This window comes from Streptomyces violaceus (assembly GCF_036014075.1).
Taxonomy (GTDB): Bacteria; Actinomycetota; Actinomycetes; order Streptomycetales; family Streptomycetaceae; genus Streptomyces; species Streptomyces violaceus.
In genome coordinates this window covers 3,583,386-3,603,300 of sequence record NZ_CP107911.1, presented here as the reverse complement: position 1 = coordinate 3,603,300, position 19,915 = coordinate 3,583,386, and the positions used below count along the sequence as shown (strand labels likewise).

The 19,915-nt window shown below is 67.6% G+C and carries 15 protein-coding genes and 1 tRNA gene; 14 read left to right on the top strand and 2 right to left on the bottom strand.

From position 1 onward, the window contains the following. Window positions 1–41 precede the first annotated feature (41 nt). The 3 genes from OG542_RS16075 (at window position 42) to OG542_RS16065 (ending at window position 3,045) form a co-directional block, all read left to right on the top strand. Complete coding sequence (locus OG542_RS16075; protein WP_328411578.1) at window positions 42–1,478, top strand: MFS transporter; 1,437 nt, start codon at window positions 42–44, stop codon at window positions 1,476–1,478. Between the two features lie 35 nt (window positions 1,479–1,513). Continuing rightward, window positions 1,514–1,894, top strand: a complete 381-nt coding sequence (locus OG542_RS16070; RefSeq protein ID WP_328411576.1) for a DUF3291 domain-containing protein — start codon at window positions 1,514–1,516, stop codon at window positions 1,892–1,894. A gap of 92 nt (window positions 1,895–1,986) precedes the next feature. Continuing rightward, window positions 1,987–3,045: a UDP-N-acetylmuramate dehydrogenase gene (locus OG542_RS16065; protein WP_328411574.1), complete on the top strand. Its 1,059-nt coding sequence runs from the start codon at window positions 1,987–1,989 to the stop codon at window positions 3,043–3,045. Between the two features lie 13 nt (window positions 3,046–3,058). On the opposite strand, the gene OG542_RS16060 is transcribed toward OG542_RS16065, so the two are convergent. Continuing rightward, window positions 3,059–4,090 carry an adenosine deaminase gene (locus tag OG542_RS16060; protein ID WP_328411572.1) on the bottom strand — a complete coding sequence of 344 codons (1,032 nt, stop codon included), beginning with the start codon at window positions 4,088–4,090 and terminating at the stop codon, window positions 3,059–3,061. Window positions 4,091–4,224: 134 nt separating this feature from the next. Then, entirely contained in the window at window positions 4,225–5,451 is a 1,227-nt protein-coding gene (locus OG542_RS16055) for a pyridoxal phosphate-dependent aminotransferase (protein ID WP_193482369.1), read from the bottom strand. A 306-nt stretch (window positions 5,452–5,757) separates the two neighbouring features. Here OG542_RS16055 and OG542_RS16050 point away from each other — a divergent pair. The 11 genes from OG542_RS16050 (at window position 5,758) to OG542_RS16000 (ending at window position 19,871) form a co-directional block, all read left to right on the top strand. After that, window positions 5,758–5,830: transfer RNA gene (locus tag OG542_RS16050), tRNA-Trp, on the top strand. 108 nt (window positions 5,831–5,938) lie between these two features. Continuing rightward, window positions 5,939–6,223, top strand: a complete 285-nt coding sequence (gene secE / locus OG542_RS16045; protein WP_184591478.1) for a preprotein translocase subunit SecE — start codon at window positions 5,939–5,941, stop codon at window positions 6,221–6,223. 80 nt (window positions 6,224–6,303) lie between these two features. Then, complete coding sequence (gene nusG, locus OG542_RS16040; protein WP_184591477.1) at window positions 6,304–7,143, top strand: transcription termination/antitermination protein NusG; 840 nt, start codon at window positions 6,304–6,306, stop codon at window positions 7,141–7,143. Window positions 7,144–7,305: 162 nt separating this feature from the next. Continuing rightward, a complete protein-coding gene (gene rplK, locus OG542_RS16035) occupies window positions 7,306–7,740 on the top strand; it encodes a 50S ribosomal protein L11 (RefSeq protein ID WP_031141270.1) in 435 nt (144 codons plus the stop codon). 76 nt (window positions 7,741–7,816) lie between these two features. Then, on the top strand, window positions 7,817–8,542 hold the full coding sequence (gene rplA / locus OG542_RS16030; protein ID WP_193482367.1) for a 50S ribosomal protein L1: 726 nt from the start codon (window positions 7,817–7,819) through the stop codon (window positions 8,540–8,542). Window positions 8,543–8,670: 128 nt separating this feature from the next. Further along, window positions 8,671–9,537, top strand: a complete 867-nt coding sequence (locus tag OG542_RS16025; protein ID WP_328411569.1) for a LolA-like protein — start codon at window positions 8,671–8,673, stop codon at window positions 9,535–9,537. Window positions 9,538–9,630: 93 nt separating this feature from the next. Next, window positions 9,631–10,461, top strand: coding sequence for a LolA-like protein (locus OG542_RS16020; protein ID WP_328411567.1), 831 nt, complete (start codon window positions 9,631–9,633; stop codon window positions 10,459–10,461). 321 nt (window positions 10,462–10,782) lie between these two features. After that, window positions 10,783–11,313 carry a 50S ribosomal protein L10 gene (gene rplJ, locus OG542_RS16015; RefSeq protein ID WP_184591473.1) on the top strand — a complete coding sequence of 177 codons (531 nt, stop codon included), beginning with the start codon at window positions 10,783–10,785 and terminating at the stop codon, window positions 11,311–11,313. 114 nt (window positions 11,314–11,427) lie between these two features. Next, window positions 11,428–11,817, top strand: coding sequence for a 50S ribosomal protein L7/L12 (gene rplL / locus OG542_RS16010; RefSeq protein ID WP_184591472.1), 390 nt, complete (start codon window positions 11,428–11,430; stop codon window positions 11,815–11,817). A 574-nt stretch (window positions 11,818–12,391) separates the two neighbouring features. Beyond that, window positions 12,392–15,877, top strand: a complete 3,486-nt coding sequence (rpoB, locus tag OG542_RS16005) for a DNA-directed RNA polymerase subunit beta (RefSeq protein WP_193482364.1) — start codon at window positions 12,392–12,394, stop codon at window positions 15,875–15,877. Window positions 15,878–15,971: 94 nt separating this feature from the next. Next, a complete protein-coding gene (locus tag OG542_RS16000) occupies window positions 15,972–19,871 on the top strand; it encodes a DNA-directed RNA polymerase subunit beta' (protein WP_193482363.1) in 3,900 nt (1,299 codons plus the stop codon). The last annotated feature ends 44 nt before the right edge of the window (window positions 19,872–19,915 follow it).

Below are 19,915 nucleotides of genomic sequence, written 5' to 3'. Positions count from 1 at the left end.
ATAGCTAATCACCGACAGCGAATCAACTCACTGGGGGAGCGATGTCACAGCAGACCGCACGTCGCGGGGGAGCCGCCTGGGCCCTCGTCATCACCAGCGTCGCCGGATTCATGGCGGCCCTCGACAACCTCGTCGTCACCACCGCCCTGCCCTCCATTCGCGAGGACCTCGGCGGAGGCCTGCACGACCTGGAATGGACGGTGAGCGCCTACACACTCACCTTCGCCGTCCTGCTGATGTTCGGCGCGGCCCTCGGCGACCGCTTCGGCCGCCGCCGGCTCTTCATCGCCGGGCTCGCCGTCTTCACCGGCGCCTCCGCCGCAGCGGCCATGGCGCCCGGCATCGACTCCCTCATCGCCGCCCGCGCGGTCCAGGGCGCCGGCGCGGCGGTCATGATGCCGCTGACGCTCACCCTGCTGACCGCCGCCGTGCCCGTGGCCAAACGGGGCATGGCGTACGGCATCTGGGGCGCCGTCAACGGACTGGCCGTCGCCTCCGGGCCGCTGGTCGGCGGCACCCTCACCGAACACATCTCCTGGCAGTGGATCTTCTGGCTGAACGTCCCGCTCGGTCTGGCCCTGCTGCCGCTCGCCCGGCTCCGCCTCGCCGAGTCCCGCGGCACCGGAGCCCCGCTCGACATCCCCGGCACCCTGCTCGCCAGCGGCGGCCTCTTCGGCATCGTCTACGGCCTGGTGCGCGGACCCGTCGACGGCTGGACCGGTCCTGTGGTCCTGACCGGCCTGTTCGCGGGCACCGCGCTGCTCGCCGGCTTCGTACACCACGGCATCCACAACAAGAACCCCATGCTGCCGATGAGGCTCTTCCGGTCCCGCGCCTTCACCGGCATCAACGCCGCGAGCCTGCTGATGTTCCTCGGTATGTTCGGCTCGATCTTCCTGCTCAGCCAGTACATGCAGGGCGTCCTCGGCTACTCGCCCACCGAGGCGGGCCTCAGGATGCTGCCCTGGACCGGCATGCCGATGCTGGTCGCCCCGATCGCCGGCATCCTCGCCGACCGCATAGGCGGCCGCCCGGTCGTCGCCACGGGCCTCTTCCTCCAGGCCCTGGGCCTCGGCTACATGGCGGTCGTGGCGACGGCCACCGCCTCCTACGCCGCCCAGCTGCCCGCCCTGATCATCAGCGGCGTGGGCATGGCCCTCTTCTTCGCCCCGGCCTCGCACCTCGTGATGTCCAGCGTCCGGCCCCAGGAGCAGGGCATCGCCTCCGGCGCGAACAACGCCCTGCGCGAGGTGGGCGGAGCGCTCGGCATCGCCGTCATGGCGTCGATCTTCGCGGCCCAGGGCGGATACGAATCCGGCCAGGCCTTCGTCGACGGCATGCGGCCCGCCCTGGTGACGGGCTCGGCGGTGGTCGGCCTCGCGGGCATCGCGGCCCTGCTCATCCCGACCCGCCGACGCACCGAGCGGCAGGCGGCCCCGGCCGAACCGGCGCCCGTCCTGGAGACCGCTTCCCACTGAGACCAAAGGTCTGACGACCCGAAGGAGGAACGGCCATGCCCACCCTTCCCTGGACCGTCCCGAACACCCCGCCCCACGACACCGAGGTGCACGTCTTCGCCTCCCGGTTCGAGACCCGCACCCTGTGGGGAGCGCTCAGGTTCCTCGCCGGTACGCCCGCCGTCTGGCGGCAGGTACGCCGGAGCCCGGGCGCCTACGGGGCCACCCTGAAGGCGAAGCCCCTCACGCGGACCTTCTGGACGCTGTCCGCCTGGGAGTCGAAGGCCGCGCTCGACGACTTCGTCCGCTCGGGCGCCCACAGGCCGGCCGCCCGGGGCCTCGCCCCGCAGATGAGGGACGCGACGTTCACCACATGGCAGGCGAGGAGCGACGACCTCCCTATCTCCTGGTCCGAGGCGTTCCGACGCCTGCACTGACAGCCACGCGCGCGTGCGGCCCACTTCCTCGCGAAGGGGGCCGCACGCACGCGTGCCCGAGCCTGTCAGTACCGTCTCGTACTCTTGAGCCCGTGCAGGAACTCCACGACGCCCCCCTGGCCCCGCTGACCACCTTCCGGCTGGGCGGTCCCGCGACCCGGCTGATCACCGCGACGTCGGACGACGAGGTGATCGCCGCCGTCCGCGAAGCCGACGAGGCGGGCACCCCCCTGCTGCTCATCGGCGGCGGCTCGAACCTGGTCATCGGCGACAAGGGCTTCGAGGGCACCGCCCTCGTCATCGCCACCAAGGGCTTCTCCCTCGACGGCACGAGCCTGGAGCTGGCCGCCGGCGAGGTGTGGACCGACGCCGTCGCCCGCACGGTAGAGGCGGGCCTGGCCGGCATCGAGTGCCTGGCCGGCATCCCCGGCTCGGCGGGCGCGACCCCCATCCAGAACGTCGGGGCGTACGGCCAGGAGGTCTCCTCCACGATCACCGAGGTCGTCGCGTACGACCGCCGGACCGGCGAGACGATCACGTTGGCCAACGAGGACTGCGCCTTCTCCTACCGCCACAGCCGCTTCAAGTCCGACCCGGAGCGATTCGTGGTGCTGCGCGTGCGCTTCTCCCTGGAGGACGCCGGCGGCCTCTCCGCCCCCCTCAGGTACGCCGAGACGGCCCGCGCCCTCGGCGTCGAAGCCGGCGACCGCGTCCCGCTCGCATCGGCGCGTGACACGGTGCTCAAGCTGCGCGCCGGCAAGGGCATGGTCCTGGACGCGGAGGACCACGACACCTGGTCCGCCGGCTCCTTCTTCACCAACCCGATCCTCACGGACACCGACTTCGCGACGTTCCGCGCGCGCGTGAAGCAGCGCCTGGGCGACGACGCCGAGCCCCCCGCCTACCCGGCGGGAGAGGGTTACAGCAAGACCTCCGCCGCCTGGCTGATCGACAAGGCGGGCTTCACCAAGGGCTACGGCGACGGCCCCGCCCGCATCTCCACGAAGCACACCCTGGCCCTCACCAACCGGGGGAGTGCGACCACGGAGGACCTGCTCACCCTGGCCCGCGAGGTCGTGGCCGGCGTCCACGAGGCCTTCGGCATCACGCTGGTCAACGAGCCGGTGACGGTCGGGGTCAGCCTCCAGTAGGAGAGACGGGCGGCTACGACAGCAACCAGCCGTCCACCCCCGCCAGCAGCTTCTCCTTCACATCATCCGGTGCCGCCGACCCCCGGACCGACTGACGGGCCACCTCCGCCAGCTCCGCATCCGTGAACCCGTGATGCTGCCGCGCGATCTCGTACTGCGCCGCCAGCCGGGACCCGAACAGCAGTGGATCGTCCGCGCCCAGAGCCATCGGAACACCCGCCTCGAACAGAGTCCGCAGGGGTACGTCCTCCGGCTTCTCGTAGACACCGAGCGCCACGTTCGACGCCGGGCACACCTCGCACGTCACACCCCGGTCGGCCAGACGCTTCAGCAGCCGCGGATCCTCCGCGGCACGGACCCCGTGCCCAAGCCGGTTCGCGCCCAGGTCGTCCAGACAGTCCCGTACCGACGACGGGCCCGTCAGCTCGCCCCCGTGCGGTGCCGACAGCAGCCCGGCCTCCCGCGCGATCGCGAACGCCCGGTCGAAGTCCCGTGCCATCCCCCGGCGCTCGTCGTTGGAGAGCCCGAAGCCGACCACGCCCTGATCCGCGTACCGCACCGCCAGCCGCGCCAGTGTCCGGGCGTCCAGCGGGTGCTTCATCCGGTTCGCCGCGACCAGGACCCGCATACCGAGCCCCGTGTCACGCGACGTCGTCTCCACCGCGTCGAGGATGACCTCCAGCGCCGGGATCAGACCCCCCAGCCGCGGCGCGTACGACGTCGGGTCGACCTGGATCTCCAGCCACCCCGAGCCGTCCCGCAGATCCTCCTCCGCTGCCTCCCGCACCAGCCGCTGGATGTCCTCCGGCTCCCGCAGGCACGATCGGGCCGCGTCGTACAGCCGCTGAAAGCGGAACCAGCCGCGCTCGTCCGTCGCCCGCAGTCTCGGCGGCTCCCCGCTGACCAGCGCCTCGGTCAGCGCGTCGGGCAGTCGCACCCCGTGCTTGTCGGCCAGTTCCAGCACGGTCGAGGGCCGCATCGACCCGGTGAAGTGCAGGTGCAGATGGGCTTTCGGCAGTTCAGAGACATCACGTACACGCTCCATCCCAGGATCCTGCCGTATGCCTCAGCCGTCCCGACAGCGTTTTCCCCGAACGTGGTCTTGCTCGCACGCGCACACGACGAAGCGGGCCGCTCCCCGCAAGGGGAACGGCCCGCCGCGACTACTCACGTGAGTGGTCAGTCCCTGGCCTCCGCCAGCAGCTTCTGGATCCGGCTCACGCCCTCGACGAGATCCTCGTCACCCAGCGCGTACGACAGCCGCAGATACCCGGGCGTGCCGAACGCCTCGCCCGGCACCACCGCGACCTCGGACTCCTCCAGGATCAGCGCGGCCAGCTCGACCGTGTCCTTGGGGCGACGCCCCCGGATCTCCTTGCCGACCAGCGCCTTCACCGACGGGTACGCGTAGAAGGCACCCTCCGGCTCCGGGCACACGACGCCGTCGATCTCGTTCAGCATCCGCACGATGGTCCTGCGGCGCCGGTCGAACGCCTCGCGCATCGTCGCGACGGCGTCCAGGTCACCCGAGACGGCGGCCAGCGCCGCCACCTGCGCCACGTTGGACACGTTCGACGTGGCGTGGGACTGCAGGTTCGTCGCGGCCTTGACCACGTCCTTCGGGCCGATGATCCACCCGACCCGCCAGCCGGTCATCGCGTACGTCTTCGCGACACCGTTGACCACGACGCACTTGTCACGCAGCTCGGGCACCACGGCCGGCAGCGACACGGCGGACGCGTCGCCGTAGACCAGGTGCTCGTAGATCTCGTCGGTCAGCACCCACAGGCCGTGCTCGGCGGCCCAGCGGCCGATCGCCTCGGTCTCGGTCTCGGTGTACACCGCGCCCGTCGGGTTGGAGGGCGACACGAAGAGGACCACCTTGGTCTTCTCCGTACGGGCCGCCTCCAGCTGCTCCACGGACACCCGGTAGCCGGTCGTCTCGTCGGCGACGACCTCCACCGGGACACCCCCGGCCAGCCGGATCGACTCCGGGTACGTCGTCCAGTACGGCGCGGGCACGATGACCTCGTCGCCCGGGTCGAGGATCGCGGCGAAGGCCTCGTAGATGGCCTGCTTGCCACCGTTGGTGACGAGGATCTGCGACGCGTCGACCTCGTAGCCCGAGTCGCGCAGCGTCTTCGCGGCGATCGCGGCCTTCAGCTCGGGCAGACCGCCGGCCGGCGTGTAGCGGTGGAACTTCGGGTTCTTGCAGGCCTCGATCGCGGCCTCGACGATGTAGTCCGGGGTCGGGAAGTCGGGCTCACCGGCGCCGAAGCCGATCACCGGCCGCCCGGCGGCCTTGAGGGCCTTGGCCTTGGCGTCCACGGCGAGGGTGGCGGACTCGGAGATCGCGCCGACTCGGGCGGAGACCCGGCGCTCGGTGGGAGGGGTTGCAGGGCTCATGGGCCCCATCGTTTCAGACCGGAAACGCTCGCGGCACGGGGGTTTCACAGACTGAACAACGTCGGGCAAACCCCTGAACAACAGTACGGATCGACCGCCCGGCCTGGGCGATCTTCAGCCTGAGGCCCGCCGCCCGCTCCTCGTTCCGGGGGCGATCTTGCGCCAACAAGGCCTCCCGCGGGCCCTTTCTGTTCGACGACCGGCCGCGGACCACGTACACTCTCACCTCGTTGGCCTTCAGCAGGCCGCGCCCGTTCGGTGCACACCAAGCATCCGGATGGATGCGGTACGTTGGGGGACACACAAAGGGTCGTAGCTCAATTGGTAGAGCACTGGTCTCCAAAACCAGCGGTTGGGGGTTCAAGTCCCTCCGGCCCTGCTACACACACCTTCGCCAGGATGTGTGCGCATGTACGTACAGCAATGCACCGCCGTGCGGCTCAGACCGGGCGCGGCACGGCCACGACCCGGAATCAGGTGAGGACGAGTGACGGACGCCGTGGGCTCCATCGACATGCCTGATGCCCAGGATGAGGCGCCGGAGTCCAAGAACGCCCGCAAGGGCGGCAAGCGCGGCAAGAAGGGCCCGCTGAAGCGCCTGGCCCTCTTCTACCGCCAGATCGTCGCTGAGCTGCGCAAGGTCGTCTGGCCGACGCGCAACCAGCTCACGACGTACACGACCGTGGTGATCATCTTTGTCGTCATCATGATCGGCCTGGTCACCGTGATTGACTATGGACTCAGCAACGCCGCCAAGTACGTGTTCGGCTGAGCAGCCCGCGAAGAGCGCCGAGGTACCCGGCGCTCCTTTCGCATGTTCCACCCCTATGTATCCAGGAAGAAGCAGCCACCGTGTCTGACCCGAACGTGAACGACGCCATCGAGCCTGTCGAGTCCGTCGAGGACGAGCTCGACACCGTCGAGGGCGCGGACAGCGAGGACACCGAGGCCTCCGCCGAGGTCGAGGCTGCCGACGCCGTCGCGGACGACGCCGCTGAGGCGGAGACCGAGGCCGGCGAAGAGGCCGCGGAAGAGCCGGTCGCGGAAGAGTCCGAGGAAGAGCCCGAGGACGACCGCGACCCGATCGAGAAGCTCCGCGAGGAACTGCGGGTCCTGCCCGGCGAGTGGTACGTCATCCACACCTACGCCGGCTACGAGAACCGCGTGAAGACCAACCTGGAGCAGCGCGCCGTCTCGCTGAACGTCGAGGACTTCATCTTCCAGGCCGAGGTGCCGCAGGAAGAGGTCGCCCAGATCAAGAACGGCGAGCGCAAGACGATCAAGCAGAACAAGCTCCCGGGCTACGTCCTCGTCCGCATGGACCTGACGAACGAGTCCTGGGGCGTCGTCCGCAACACCCCCGGCGTCACCGGCTTCGTGGGCAACGCCTACGACCCGTACCCGCTGACGCTGGACGAGATCGTCAAGATGCTCGCCCCGGAGGCCGAGGAGAAGGCCGCCCGCGAGGCCGCCGAGGCCGAGGGCAAGCCGGCTCCGCAGCGCAAGGTCGAGGTCCAGGTGCTGGACTTCGAGGTCGGCGACTCGGTCACCGTCACCGACGGCCCGTTCGCCACGCTGCAGGCGACCATCAACGAGATCAACCCGGACTCGAAGAAGGTCAAGGGCCTCGTCGAGATCTTCGGCCGCGAGACGCCGGTCGAGCTCTCCTTCGACCAGATCCAGAAGAACTAGCAGTCACCCAGCTTCCGAACAGGTCAGACGGGCTCCTGGAGCCTGCCTGACCTGCTCGGTTTTTGGCCGCACATGGATACCCGTTATCGTTGTGCGGTATGCCTCCATCCGGATGATCCGGATCGGGGGCTGGAAAACTCTCACTAGGACCCGGAGAGAGCAATGCCTCCCAAGAAGAAGAAGGTCACGGGGCTCATCAAGCTCCAGATCCAGGCCGGTGCCGCCAACCCGGCCCCGCCGGTCGGCCCCGCGCTGGGCCAGCACGGCGTCAACATCATGGAGTTCTGCAAGGCGTACAACGCCGCGACCGAGTCGCAGCGTGGCTGGGTCATCCCGGTGGAGATCACGGTCTACGAGGACCGTTCCTTCACCTTCATCACCAAGACCCCGCCGGCCGCCAAGATGATCCTGAAGGCCGCGGGCATCGAGAAGGGCTCGGGCGAGCCGCACAAGACCAAGGTCGCGAAGATCACGCGTGACCAGGTCCGTGAGATCGCCACGACCAAGATGCCCGACCTCAACGCCAACGACCTGGACGCCGCCGCGAAGATCATCGCCGGCACCGCCCGTTCCATGGGCGTCACGGTCGAGGACTGAGCCCCAACTCCATCAGCAGAAGTGGCAGGGCCGGCTCGGCCCGGACCACGACTCCTAAGAATCCACAGGAGCAGTAGTGAGCAAGCGCAGCAAGTCCCTTCGCGCTGCGGACGCCAAGATCGACCGGGAGAAGCTCTACGCCCCGCTCGAGGCCGTCCGTCTCGCCAAGGAGACCTCCACGACCAAGTTCGACGGCACCGTCGAGGTCGCCTTCCGTCTGGGTGTCGACCCGCGCAAGGCCGACCAGATGGTCCGTGGCACCGTGAACCTCCCGCACGGCACCGGTAAGACCGCCCGGGTCCTGGTCTTCGCGACCGGTGACCGTGCCGAGGCCGCTCGTGCCGCGGGCGCCGACATCGTCGGCGCCGACGAGCTGATCGACGAGGTGTCGAAGGGCCGTCTGGACTTCGACGCCGTCGTCGCCACCCCGGACCTCATGGGCAAGGTCGGCCGCCTCGGCCGTGTGCTCGGCCCGCGTGGTCTGATGCCGAACCCGAAGACCGGCACCGTCACCCCCGATGTCACCAAGGCTGTCAACGACATCAAGGGCGGCAAGATCGAGTTCCGCGTCGACAAGCACTCGAACCTGCACTTCATCATCGGCAAGACGTCGTTCGACGACACCAAGCTGGTGGAGAACTACGGCGCGGCGCTGGAGGAGATCCTCCGTCTGAAGCCGTCCGCCGCCAAGGGTCGCTACATCAAGAAGGCCGCCATCAGCACCACGATGGGCCCCGGCATTCCGATCGACTCCAACCGCACCCGCAACCTCCTCGTCGAGGAGGACCCGGCCGCGGTCTGAGCCTGACGGCTCGCCCAACCGGTCACGGGCCCCGCACCTCTCACAGGTGCGGGGCCCGTTCCCTTTTCCGGTACGTATGCCGGTGGCCTGGGTTAACGTGCGGGAACGGGATACGAACGGGGGGACGTATGCAGGGCACGATCGTGCGCCGCGTGGGCCTGGTGCTCGCGGTGGCGACCGCGCTGACGGGGGTGGCCGCCTGTAGCTTCCCGGACTCCTCCGACCGCCCTGGCGAAGACGACCGTGCCGCGCGCGGCACCTCCCTTGCGGCCCTGCGCTCCGCCGAACGGGCCACCGCGCGGGCCGAGTCAGCCCGCGTCGAGTCCACGACGACCATGGGCTCGCTGATGTCCATGACCGCCGACGGCACCCTCGGCTGGAACGACGGCATCACCGGCACCCTCACCATCACCTACACCGGCGGCACGATCGCCGACACCATGCGCCGGCTCGGCACCACCTCGATGGAGGCCCGCTACCTGCCCGACGCCTACTACGCGCGCATGGGCGACAGGTTCGCCGAGCAGGCCGACGGCAGACACTGGATCCGGTACGCGTACGACGATCTCGAGGCCCTCGCCGGCGGCTCCGGGGCCCACCTCGGCGACCAGATGCGCACCACCACCCCCAACCAGTCCGTGAAACTTCTGCTGGCCTCCGGGGACGTCAGAAAGGTCGGCGAGGAGACCGTGCGCGGCCGGGCCGCCACGCACTACTCCGGCACCGTGGCCGCGGCGGACGTCACCGACGACGGCCTGAAGAAGCAGCTGACCGACGCCGGCGTCACCACCGAGACCGTCGACATCTGGATCGACGAGCGGGATCTTCTGGTCAAGAAGGTGGAGAAGGCCCGGATGACCACGGGCCGGATGACCCAGACCGCGCACTACCGCGACTACGGCGTGCGGGTCCAGACCGAGCGGCCCCCGCTGTCCGACACCGGGGACTTCGAGGACCTGATGCGGAAGAAGGCCGGTACGGCCGGTACGCCCTGAGGTCGCCGTGAATTCGGATAGATCACTTGTGCCCCTCTGGGATAGGCTCACCGCCTTGCTGTGAAGCAATCATGTATTCCTTGGGGGGAATCGATGAGGACATCCATACCCGCCGCCGGGCTGGGCGCACTGCTTCTCGCCGTCGGCGCGGTCGGCTGCGGATCCGAGCAGTCGCCGGAGATGACGCCCGCGGCCGCCGTCGCCGCGGCGGCGAAGAACACGGAGGACATCACGTCCCTCCGCTACCGCCTGAGCGGCACGTCCCCGGGCGAGGGCCGGGTCAAGGGTGAGGCCTCGATGCGCCTGAAGCCCACGATCGCCATGAGCATGAAGGTGACGGCGCCCGACAAGGGAGCCGCCGAGGCCATGGAGATCCGCCTCGTCGACAAGGCCATGTACCTCGGTGGGGGAGCCGAGATGGCCAAGGAGATGGACGGCAAGCGCTGGATGAAGTTCGACCTGTCCGGGTCCGAGGCCGGCAAGGAACTGGACCAGATGGGCAGCAGCACGAGCCAGGCCGAGCAGAACCCGGCGGCCGAGTCCGCCTTCCTCACGGGCGCCAAGGACGTGAAGAAGGTCGGCTCCCAGAAGGTCGACGGCGTCGAGACGACCCACTACTCGGGCACGGTCACCCTCGCCGACCTGCGGGCCTCCCTCAAGGACGCGAAGGCGGACGCCCGCAAGCAGCGCGAGAAGAGCATCAAGCAGTACGAGAAGCTCGGCGTCGACAAGCTCACGATGGACATGTGGATCGACGGCGACGACCACACCAAGCAGTTCCGGATGAAGGGCGACGCCGAAAAGGGCCCGCTCGACATGACCATCACCTTCCTCGACTACAACAAGCCGGTGGACGTCAAGGCGCCGCCCGCCAAGGAGGTCGCGGACCTCGCCGGCATGTTCAAGGAGCTGGAGCAGGGCTGATCCGCCCCGCACCGCCGGTCGTACGACGGGAGCCGTACGGGCGGATTTGCTTGACGGCGATCCGTTCCCGTACCCTCCTGTAGAAGCCAAAGACCGCTGGTCGTTACCGCGTGCTCGGAAGAGGACGTGGTGGCCGAAGGATCCGCTGAACGGCGGACGACCCGCGCAGGTGACACTGGAAGAGCTCCTGGAATTCGCCGCCGTGTGCGTGCGGACAGCCGGTCGAGCTACGCCCCGTGCGCTTGCGCCGGGGCGTTTCGTTTTCCCCAGTCCTCCTTCGGGTCCGCGCGGTCCGAATCACCCGGAAGGAGGCCGAGGCTCATGGCGAGGCCTGACAAGGTCGATGCCGTCGAGGAGATGCGGGACAAGTTCCGCAACTCCAACGGTGCCGTCGTTACCGCGTACACCGGTCTCACCGTGGCGCAGCTGCAGCAGCTGCGTCGTTCACTCGGTGAGAACGCTAACTACCGTGTGGCGAAGAACACGCTGACCAAGATTGCGGCCAATGAGGCCGGGATCAACACGATCGACGACCTCTTCACGGGTTCGTCGGCCGTCGCCTTCGTGACCGGTGACCCGGTCGAGGCGGCGAAGGGTCTCCGCGACTTCGCCAAGGACAACCCCAACCTCGTCATCAAGGGCGGTGTCCTTGACGGCAAGGCGCTGTCCGCCGACGAGATCAAGAAGCTTGCGGACCTCGAGTCCCGCGAGGTTCTGCTCTCCAAGCTGGCCGGTGCCATGAAGGGCAAGCAGTCCCAGGCTGCCTCTGTCTTCCAGGCGCTGCCGTCGAAGCTCGTCCGCACCGTGGACGCGCTCCGTGCCAAGCAGGACGAGCAGGGCGGTGCCGAGTAACTCGGCTCGCATCCCGGCCCCCGCTGCCTGAACGCGGAGGCCGTCGCGGGCCAGACGTACGCCCGCCTCACATGTACATCCGGCACCTGCCGATTTAGTGGAAGGACCGCCATCATGGCGAAGCTCAGCCAGGACGACCTGCTCGCGCAGTTCGAAGAGATGACCCTCATCGAGCTCTCCGAGTTCGTGAAGGCGTTCGAGGAGAAGTTCGACGTCACCGCCGCCGCTGCCGCGCCGGTCGTCGTCGCCGGTGGTGCCGCTGGTGGCGCCGCCGCCGAGGCCGCCGAGGAGCAGGACGAGTTCGACGTCGTCCTCACCGGCGCCGGCGACAAGAAGATCCAGGTCATCAAGGTCGTGCGTGAGCTGACCTCGCTGGGCCTGAAGGAGGCCAAGGACCTCGTGGACGGCGCCCCGAAGCCCGTGCTCGAGAAGGTCACCAAGGAGGCCGCCGAGAAGGCCGCCGAGTCCCTCAAGGGCGCCGGCGCCTCGGTCGAGGTCAAGTAAGACCTCTCGGATCCGGCAGGATCCACGACACGTCCCGCTGGGCGTGTAACGCGTAAGCGCGGAAGAGCGATCATCCATCCGGGTGGTCGCTCTTCGGCGTTCCGGGGGTCCGGCCACGGTTGCCTTGAACCCTCAGTGACGGGGGTTATGGTGATCTTCGTCGTGTCTCCGGGTGGCCCCGGGTTCGGGCAGGGGGGCCTTGACGAACCGCACGCAGCGCGCAATTCTCAGGACGCGTCGTCACAAGGATCCGTATCCGAGGCATGGATCGACGACGAAGAGGGCAGTATCAACGTGCGTTGAGGGCAGCGCCGTGTCGCAGGAGTGGAACAACGAGGGTAAACGCGGGTGTGAAAACCCGGACTGGACATCAGTGTGCCGAGTGGCTACACTGACCCTTTGCGCTGCCTGTTAGCTGTCCCCTGCCCGTCACCAGGGGTCTGCCCTCACTCGAGCATCGACGACAAGACCTGTCTGACCTGGCCTCCAAGCCGGAATGACTCCGCTTGTCTCTGTGTACGGGAGAGGGGCCGGTACGCGCGTAGTGAGTCCGAGCCCTCGGAAGGACCCCCTCTTGGCCGCCTCGCGCAACGCCTCGACCGCGAATACGAACAACGGCGCCAGCACCGCCCCGCTGCGCATTTCCTTTGCAAAGATCAAGGAGCCTCTCGAGGTTCCGAACCTGCTCGCGCTGCAGACCGAGAGCTTCGACTGGCTGCTCGGCAACACCGCTTGGCAGAGTCGGGTCGAGGAGGCTCTGGACAACGGTCAGGACGTCCCCACCAAGTCCGGTCTGGAGGAGATCTTCGAGGAGATCTCCCCGATCGAGGACTTCAGCGGGTCGATGTCTCTGACCTTCCGTGACCACCGCTTCGAGCCGCCGAAGAACTCGATCGACGAGTGCAAGGAGCGCGACTTCACGTACGCGGCCCCGCTCTTCGTCACCGCCGAGTTCACGAACAACGAGACCGGCGAGATCAAGTCCCAGACCGTCTTCATGGGCGATTTCCCGCTCATGACGAACAAGGGCACCTTCGTCATCAACGGCACCGAGCGTGTCGTGGTGTCGCAGCTGGTCCGTTCGCCGGGTGTCTACTTCGACTCCTCCATCGACAAGACGTCCGACAAGGACATCTTCTCCGCCAAGATCATCCCGTCCCGGGGTGCCTGGCTGGAGATGGAGATCGACAAGCGCGACATGGTCGGTGTCCGCATCGACCGCAAGCGCAAGCAGTCCGTCACCGTCCTGCTCAAGGCTCTCGGTTGGACGACCGAGCAGATCCTCGAGGAGTTCGGCGAGTACGAGTCCATGCGCGCCACCCTGGAGAAGGACCACACCCAGGGTCAGGACGACGCGCTGCTCGACATCTACCGCAAGCTGCGTCCGGGCGAGCCCCCGACCCGTGAGGCCGCGCAGACGCTGCTCGAGAACCTCTACTTCAACCCGAAGCGCTACGACCTCGCCAAGGTCGGCCGCTACAAGGTCAACAAGAAGCTGGGCGCGGACGCTCCGCTCGACGCCGGCATCCTGACCGTCGAGGACGTCATCTCGACGATCAAGTACCTGGTGAAGCTGCACGCGGGCGAGACCGAGACGGTCGGCGACAGCGGTACCTCGATCGTCGTCGAGACCGACGACATCGACCACTTCGGCAACCGCCGCCTGCGCAGCGTCGGCGAGCTCATCCAGAACCAGGTCCGTACGGGTCTGGCGCGTATGGAGCGTGTCGTCCGCGAGCGGATGACGACCCAGGACGTCGAGGCGATCACGCCGCAGACCCTGATCAACATCCGGCCGGTCGTCGCCTCCATCAAGGAGTTCTTCGGCACCAGCCAGCTGTCGCAGTTCATGGACCAGAACAACCCGCTGTCGGGCCTCACCCACAAGCGCCGTCTGTCGGCTCTTGGCCCGGGTGGTCTGTCCCGTGAGCGGGCCGGCTTCGAGGTCCGTGACGTGCACCCCTCGCACTACGGCCGCATGTGCCCGATCGAGACGCCCGAAGGCCCGAACATCGGTCTGATCGGCTCGCTCGCCTCCTACGGCCGGGTCAACGCGTTCGGTTTCGTCGAGACCCCCTACCGCAAGGTGTTCGAGGGCCAGGTCACCGACGAGGTCGACTACCTGACCGCCGACGAGGAGGACCGCTTCGTCATCGCGCAGGCCAACGCGCCGCTGACGGACGACCTCCGCTTCGCCGAGGCCCGCGTGCTGGTCCGCCGTAAGGGCGGCGAGGTCGACTACGTCACCGGCGAAGACGTGGACTACATGGACGTCTCGCCGCGCCAGATGGTGTCGGTCGCGACCGCCATGATCCCCTTCCTCGAGCACGACGACGCCAACCGTGCCCTCATGGGCGCGAACATGATGCGTCAGGCCGTGCCGCTGATTAAGTCCGAGGCCCCGCTCGTCGGCACCGGCATGGAGTACCGCTCCGCGGCCGACGCCGGCGACGTGGTCAAGGCCGAGAAGCCGGGTGTGGTCCAGGAGGTCTCCGCGGACTACATCACCACCGCCAACGACGACGGCACGTACATCACGTACCGCCTGGCCAAGTTCGCCCGCTCCAACCAGGGCACCTCGGTCAACCAGAAGGTCATCGTCAACGAGGGCGACCGGATCATCGAGGGCCAGATCCTCGCCGACGGTCCGGCCACCCAGAACGGCGAGATGGCGCTGGGCAAGAACCTGCTCGTGGCGTTCATGCCGTGGGAGGGTCACAACTACGAGGACGCGATCATCCTGTCGCAGCGCCTCGTGCAGGACGACGTCCTCTCCTCGATCCACATCGAGGAGCACGAGGTCGACGCCCGTGACACCAAGCTCGGCCCCGAGGAGATCACCCGGGACATCCCGAACGTCTCCGAGGAGGTCCTCGCCGACCTCGACGAGCGCGGCATCATCCGTATCGGTGCCGAGGTCGTCGCCGGTGACATCCTGGTCGGCAAGGTCACGCCCAAGGGTGAGACCGAGCTGACGCCGGAGGAGCGCCTGCTCCGCGCGATCTTCGGTGAGAAGGCCCGTGAGGTCCGTGACACCTCGCTGAAGGTGCCGCACGGCGAGATCGGCAAGGTCATCGGCGTCCGTGTCTTCGACCGCGAGGAGGGCGACGAGCTTCCCCCCGGTGTGAACCAGCTGGTGCGCGTCTACGTCGCGCAGAAGCGCAAGATCACCGACGGTGACAAGCTCGCCGGCCGTCACGGCAACAAGGGCGTCATCTCGAAGATCCTGCCGATCGAGGACATGCCGTTCCTGGAGGACGGCACCCCGGTCGACATCATCCTCAACCCGCTCGGTGTGCCGTCCCGAATGAACCCGGGACAGGTCCTGGAGATCCACCTCGGCTGGCTCGCCAGCCGCGGCTGGGACGTCTCCGGTCTCGCGGACGACTGGGCGCAGCGCCTCCAGGCCATCGAGGCCGACAAGGTCGAGCCCGGCACCAACGTCGCCACCCCCGTCTTCGACGGTGCGCGTGAGGACGAGCTGGCGGGTCTGCTGAACCACACGATCCCGAACCGCGACGGCGAGCGCATGGTGCTCCCGACCGGTAAGGCGCCGCTGTTCGACGGCCGCTCCGGCGAGCCGTTCCCGGAGCCGATCTCGGTCGGCTACATGTACATCCTGAAGCTGCACCACCTGGTCGACGACAAGCTGCACGCCCGCTCGACCGGTCCGTACTCGATGATCACCCAGCAGCCGCTGGGTGGTAAGGCCCAGTTCGGTGGCCAGCGCTTCGGTGAGATGGAGGTGTGGGCGCTGGAGGCTTACGGCGCCGCGTACGCCCTCCAGGAGCTGCTGACCATCAAGTCCGACGACGTCACCGGCCGCGTGAAGGTCTACGAGGCCATCGTCAAGGGCGAGAACATTCCCGAGCCCGGCATCCCCGAGTCCTTCAAGGTGCTCATCAAGGAGATGCAGTCCCTGTGCCTCAACGTGGAGGTGCTGTCCTCGGACGGCATGTCCATCGAGATGCGCGACACCGACGAGGACGTCTTCCGCGCTGCGGAGGAGCTTGGCATCGACCTGTCCCGGCGCGAGCCGAGCAGCGTCGAAGAGGTCTGACGGGAGTTCGGAGGCCTTCGCCATGAAGGCCTCCGGCCCCAGGACCCCCGTATCAGACCCCATGACTTACAACCCTGAGAGGGATTGACGCATAGTGCTCGACGTCAACTTCTTCGACGAGCTCCGGATCGGTCTGGCTACCGCTGACGACATCCGTCAGTGGAGCCACGGCGAGGTCAAGAAGCCCGAGACGATCAACTACCGCACGCTCAAGCCCGAAAAGGACGGACTCTTCTGCGAGAAGATCTTCGGTCCGACCCGGGACTGGGAGTGCTACTGCGGCAAGTACAAGCGTGTCCGCTTCAAGGGCATCATCTGTGAGCGCTGTGGCGTCGAGGTCACCCGCGCCAAGGTGCGTCGTGAGCGGATGGGCCACATCGAGCTGGCCGCCCCGGTCACGCACATCTGGTACTTCAAGGGCGTCCCGTCGCGTCTGGGCTACCTGCTCGACCTGGCCCCGAAGGACCTGGAGAAGGTCATCTACTTCGCGGCGTACATGATCACGTACGTCGACGAGGAGCGCCGTACGCGCGACCTGCCCTCGCTGGAGGCCCACGTCTCCGTCGAGCGTCAGCAGATCGAGCAGCGCCGCGACGCCGACCTGGAGGCCCGCGCCAAGAAGCTCGAGACCGACCTGGCCGAGCTGGAGGCCGAGGGCGCCAAGGCCGACGTGCGCCGCAAGGTGCGCGAGGGTGCCGAGCGCGAGATGAAGCAGCTGCGTGACCGTGCGCAGCGCGAGATCGACCGGCTCGACGAGGTGTGGAACCGCTTCAAGAACCTCAAGGTCCAGGACCTCGAGGGCGACGAGCTGCTCTACCGCGAGCTGCGTGACCGCTTCGGCACGTACTTCGACGGTTCGATGGGTGCCGCGGCGCTGCAGAAGCGCCTGGAGTCCTTCGACCTCGACGAGGAGGCCGAGCGCCTCCGCGAGATCATCCGCACCGGCAAGGGTCAGAAGAAGACCCGTGCGCTGAAGCGGCTGAAGGTCGTGTCTGCTTTCCTGCAGACCTCCAACAGCCCCAAGGGCATGGTCCTCGACTGCGTCCCGGTCATCCCGCCGGACCTGCGTCCGATGGTGCAGCTGGACGGTGGCCGCTTCGCGACCTCCGACCTGAACGACCTGTACCGCCGTGTGATCAACCGGAACAACCGTCTGAAGCGCCTTCTCGACCTCGGTGCGCCCGAGATCATCGTGAACAACGAGAAGCGCATGCTCCAGGAGGCCGTCGACGCGCTGTTCGACAACGGCCGTCGTGGCCGTCCGGTCACCGGTCCCGGTAACCGCCCGCTGAAGTCCCTCAGCGACATGCTGAAGGGCAAGCAGGGTCGCTTCCGTCAGAACCTGCTCGGTAAGCGTGTGGACTACTCCGCGCGTTCCGTGATCGTCGTCGGTCCGCAGCTGAAGCTGCACCAGTGCGGTCTGCCGAAGGCGATGGCGCTGGAGCTCTTCAAGCCGTTCGTGATGAAGCGCCTGGTCGACCTGAACCACGCGCAGAACATCAAGAGCGCCAAGCGCATGGTGGAGCGCGGCCGCACGGTCGTGTACGACGTGCTGGAAGAGGTCATCGCGGAGCACCCGGTTCTGCTGAACCGTGCGCCCACGCTGCACCGCCTCGGCATCCAGGCCTTCGAGCCGCAGCTGGTCGAGGGCAAGGCCATTCAGATCCACCCGCTCGTCTGCACCGCGTTCAACGCGGACTTCGACGGTGACCAGATGGCCGTGCACCTTCCGCTCTCCGCGGAGGCGCAGGCCGAGGCCCGCATCCTGATGCTGTCCTCGAACAACATCCTCAAGCCCGCCGACGGCCGTCCGGTGACGATGCCGACCCAGGACATGGTTCTCGGTCTGTTCTTCCTCACCACCGACGGCGAGATGCGCGACCTCAAGGGCGAGGGCCGTTCCTTCGCCTCGGTCGCCGAGGCGATCATGGCCTTCGACGCGGGCGAGCTGTCGCTCCAGTCGAAGATCGACGTTCGCTTCCCGGTCGGCACCATCCCGCCGCGTGGCTGGATGCCGCCGGCGCGTGAGGAGGGCGAGCCCGAGTGGCAGCAGGGTGACAGCTTCCGGCTGAACACCACCCTGGGCCGTGCGCTCTTCAACGAGCTGCTGCCCGAGGACTACCCGTTCGTCGACTACGAGGTCGGCAAGAAGCAGCTCTCCGAGATCGTCAACGACCTCGCCGAGCGCTACCCCAAGGTCATCGTGGCGGCGACGCTCGACAACCTGAAGGCGTCCGGCTTCTTCTGGGCGACCCGTTCCGGTGTCACCGTGGCCATCTCCGACGTCGTCGTTCCCGAGGCGAAGAAGGAGATCGTCAAGGGTTACGAGGCGCAGGACGAGAAGGTCCAGAAGCAGTACGAGCGCGGTCTGATCACCAAGGACGAGCGCACGCAGGAGCTCATCGCGATCTGGACCAAGGCGACCAACGAGGTCGCCGAGGCGATGAACGACAACTTCCCGAAGACCAACCCGATCTTCATGATGGTGAACTCGGGTGCACGAGGCAACATGATGCAGATGCGTCAGATCGCCGGTATGCGTGGTCTGGTGTCGAACGCGAAGAACGAGACGATCCCGCGTCCGATTAAGGCGTCGTTCCGTGAGGGTCTGTCCGTGCTGGAGTACTTCATCTCCACGCACGGTGCCCGTAAGGGTCTGGCGGACACCGCTCTGCGTACCGCCGACTCGGGTTACCTCACCCGTCGTCTGGTCGACGTCTCCCAGGACGTCATCATCCGCGAGGAGGACTGCGGCACCGAGCGCGGTCTGAAGCTGCGGATCGCCTCGAAGGACGAGGCCGGTGTCCTGCGCAAGGCCGAGGACGTCGAGACCAGCGTCTACGCCCGCATGCTCGCCCAGGACGTCGTCATCGACGGCAAGGTGATCGCGCCGGCCAACGTGGACCTGGGCGACGTGCTCATCGACCAGCTCGTGCACCACGGTGTCGAGGAGGTCAAGACCCGCTCGATCCTGACCTGCGAGTCGCACGTCGGCACCTGCGCCATGTGCTACGGCCGTTCGCTGGCCACCGGCAAGCTGGTCGACATCGGTGAGGCGGTCGGCATCATCGCCGCCCAGTCCATCGGTGAGCCCGGCACCCAGCTGACGATGCGTACCTTCCACACCGGTGGTGTGGCCGGTGACGACATCACCCAGGGTCTGCCGCGTGTCGTCGAGCTCTTCGAGGCCCGTACCCCGAAGGGTGTCGCCCCGATCTCCGAGGCCTCCGGCCGCGTGCGGATCGAGGAGACCGAGAAGACGAAGAAGCTCGTCGTCACCCCGGACGACGGCAGCGACGAGACGGCGTTTCCGATCTCGAAGCGTGCCCGGCTCCTGGTCAGCGAGGGCGAGCACGTCGAGGTGGGCCAGAAGCTCACCGTGGGTGCCACCAACCCGCACGACGTGCTGCGCATCCTGGGCCAGCGTGCCGTCCAGGTCCACCTGGTCGGCGAGGTCCAGAAGGTCTACAACTCGCAGGGCGTGTCGATCCACGACAAGCACATCGAGATCATCATCCGGCAGATGCTCCGCCGTGTGACGATCATCGAGTCCGGCGACGCCGAGCTGCTGCCCGGCGAGCTGGTCGAGCGTTCGAAGTTCGAGACCGAGAACCGTCGTGTGGTCCAGGAGGGCGGTCACCCGGCCTCCGGTCGTCCGCAGCTGATGGGTATCACCAAGGCCTCGCTGGCGACGGAATCCTGGCTGTCGGCCGCCTCCTTCCAGGAGACGACCCGAGTCCTGACGGATGCGGCGATCAACGCCAAGTCCGACAGCCTCATCGGCCTCAAGGAGAACGTCATCATCGGTAAGCTCATCCCGGCCGGTACGGGTCTGTCCCGCTACCGCAACATCCGGGTCGAGCCGACCGAGGAGGCCAAGGCCGCGATGTACTCGGCCGTCGGCTACGACGACATCGACTACTCGCCGTTCGGCACGGGCTCCGGCCAGGCCGTTCCGCTGGAGGACTACGACTACGGTCCGTACAACCAGTAAGCGAGTCGCTTGAACCGGAGGGCGGTCACCTTGGGGTGGCCGCC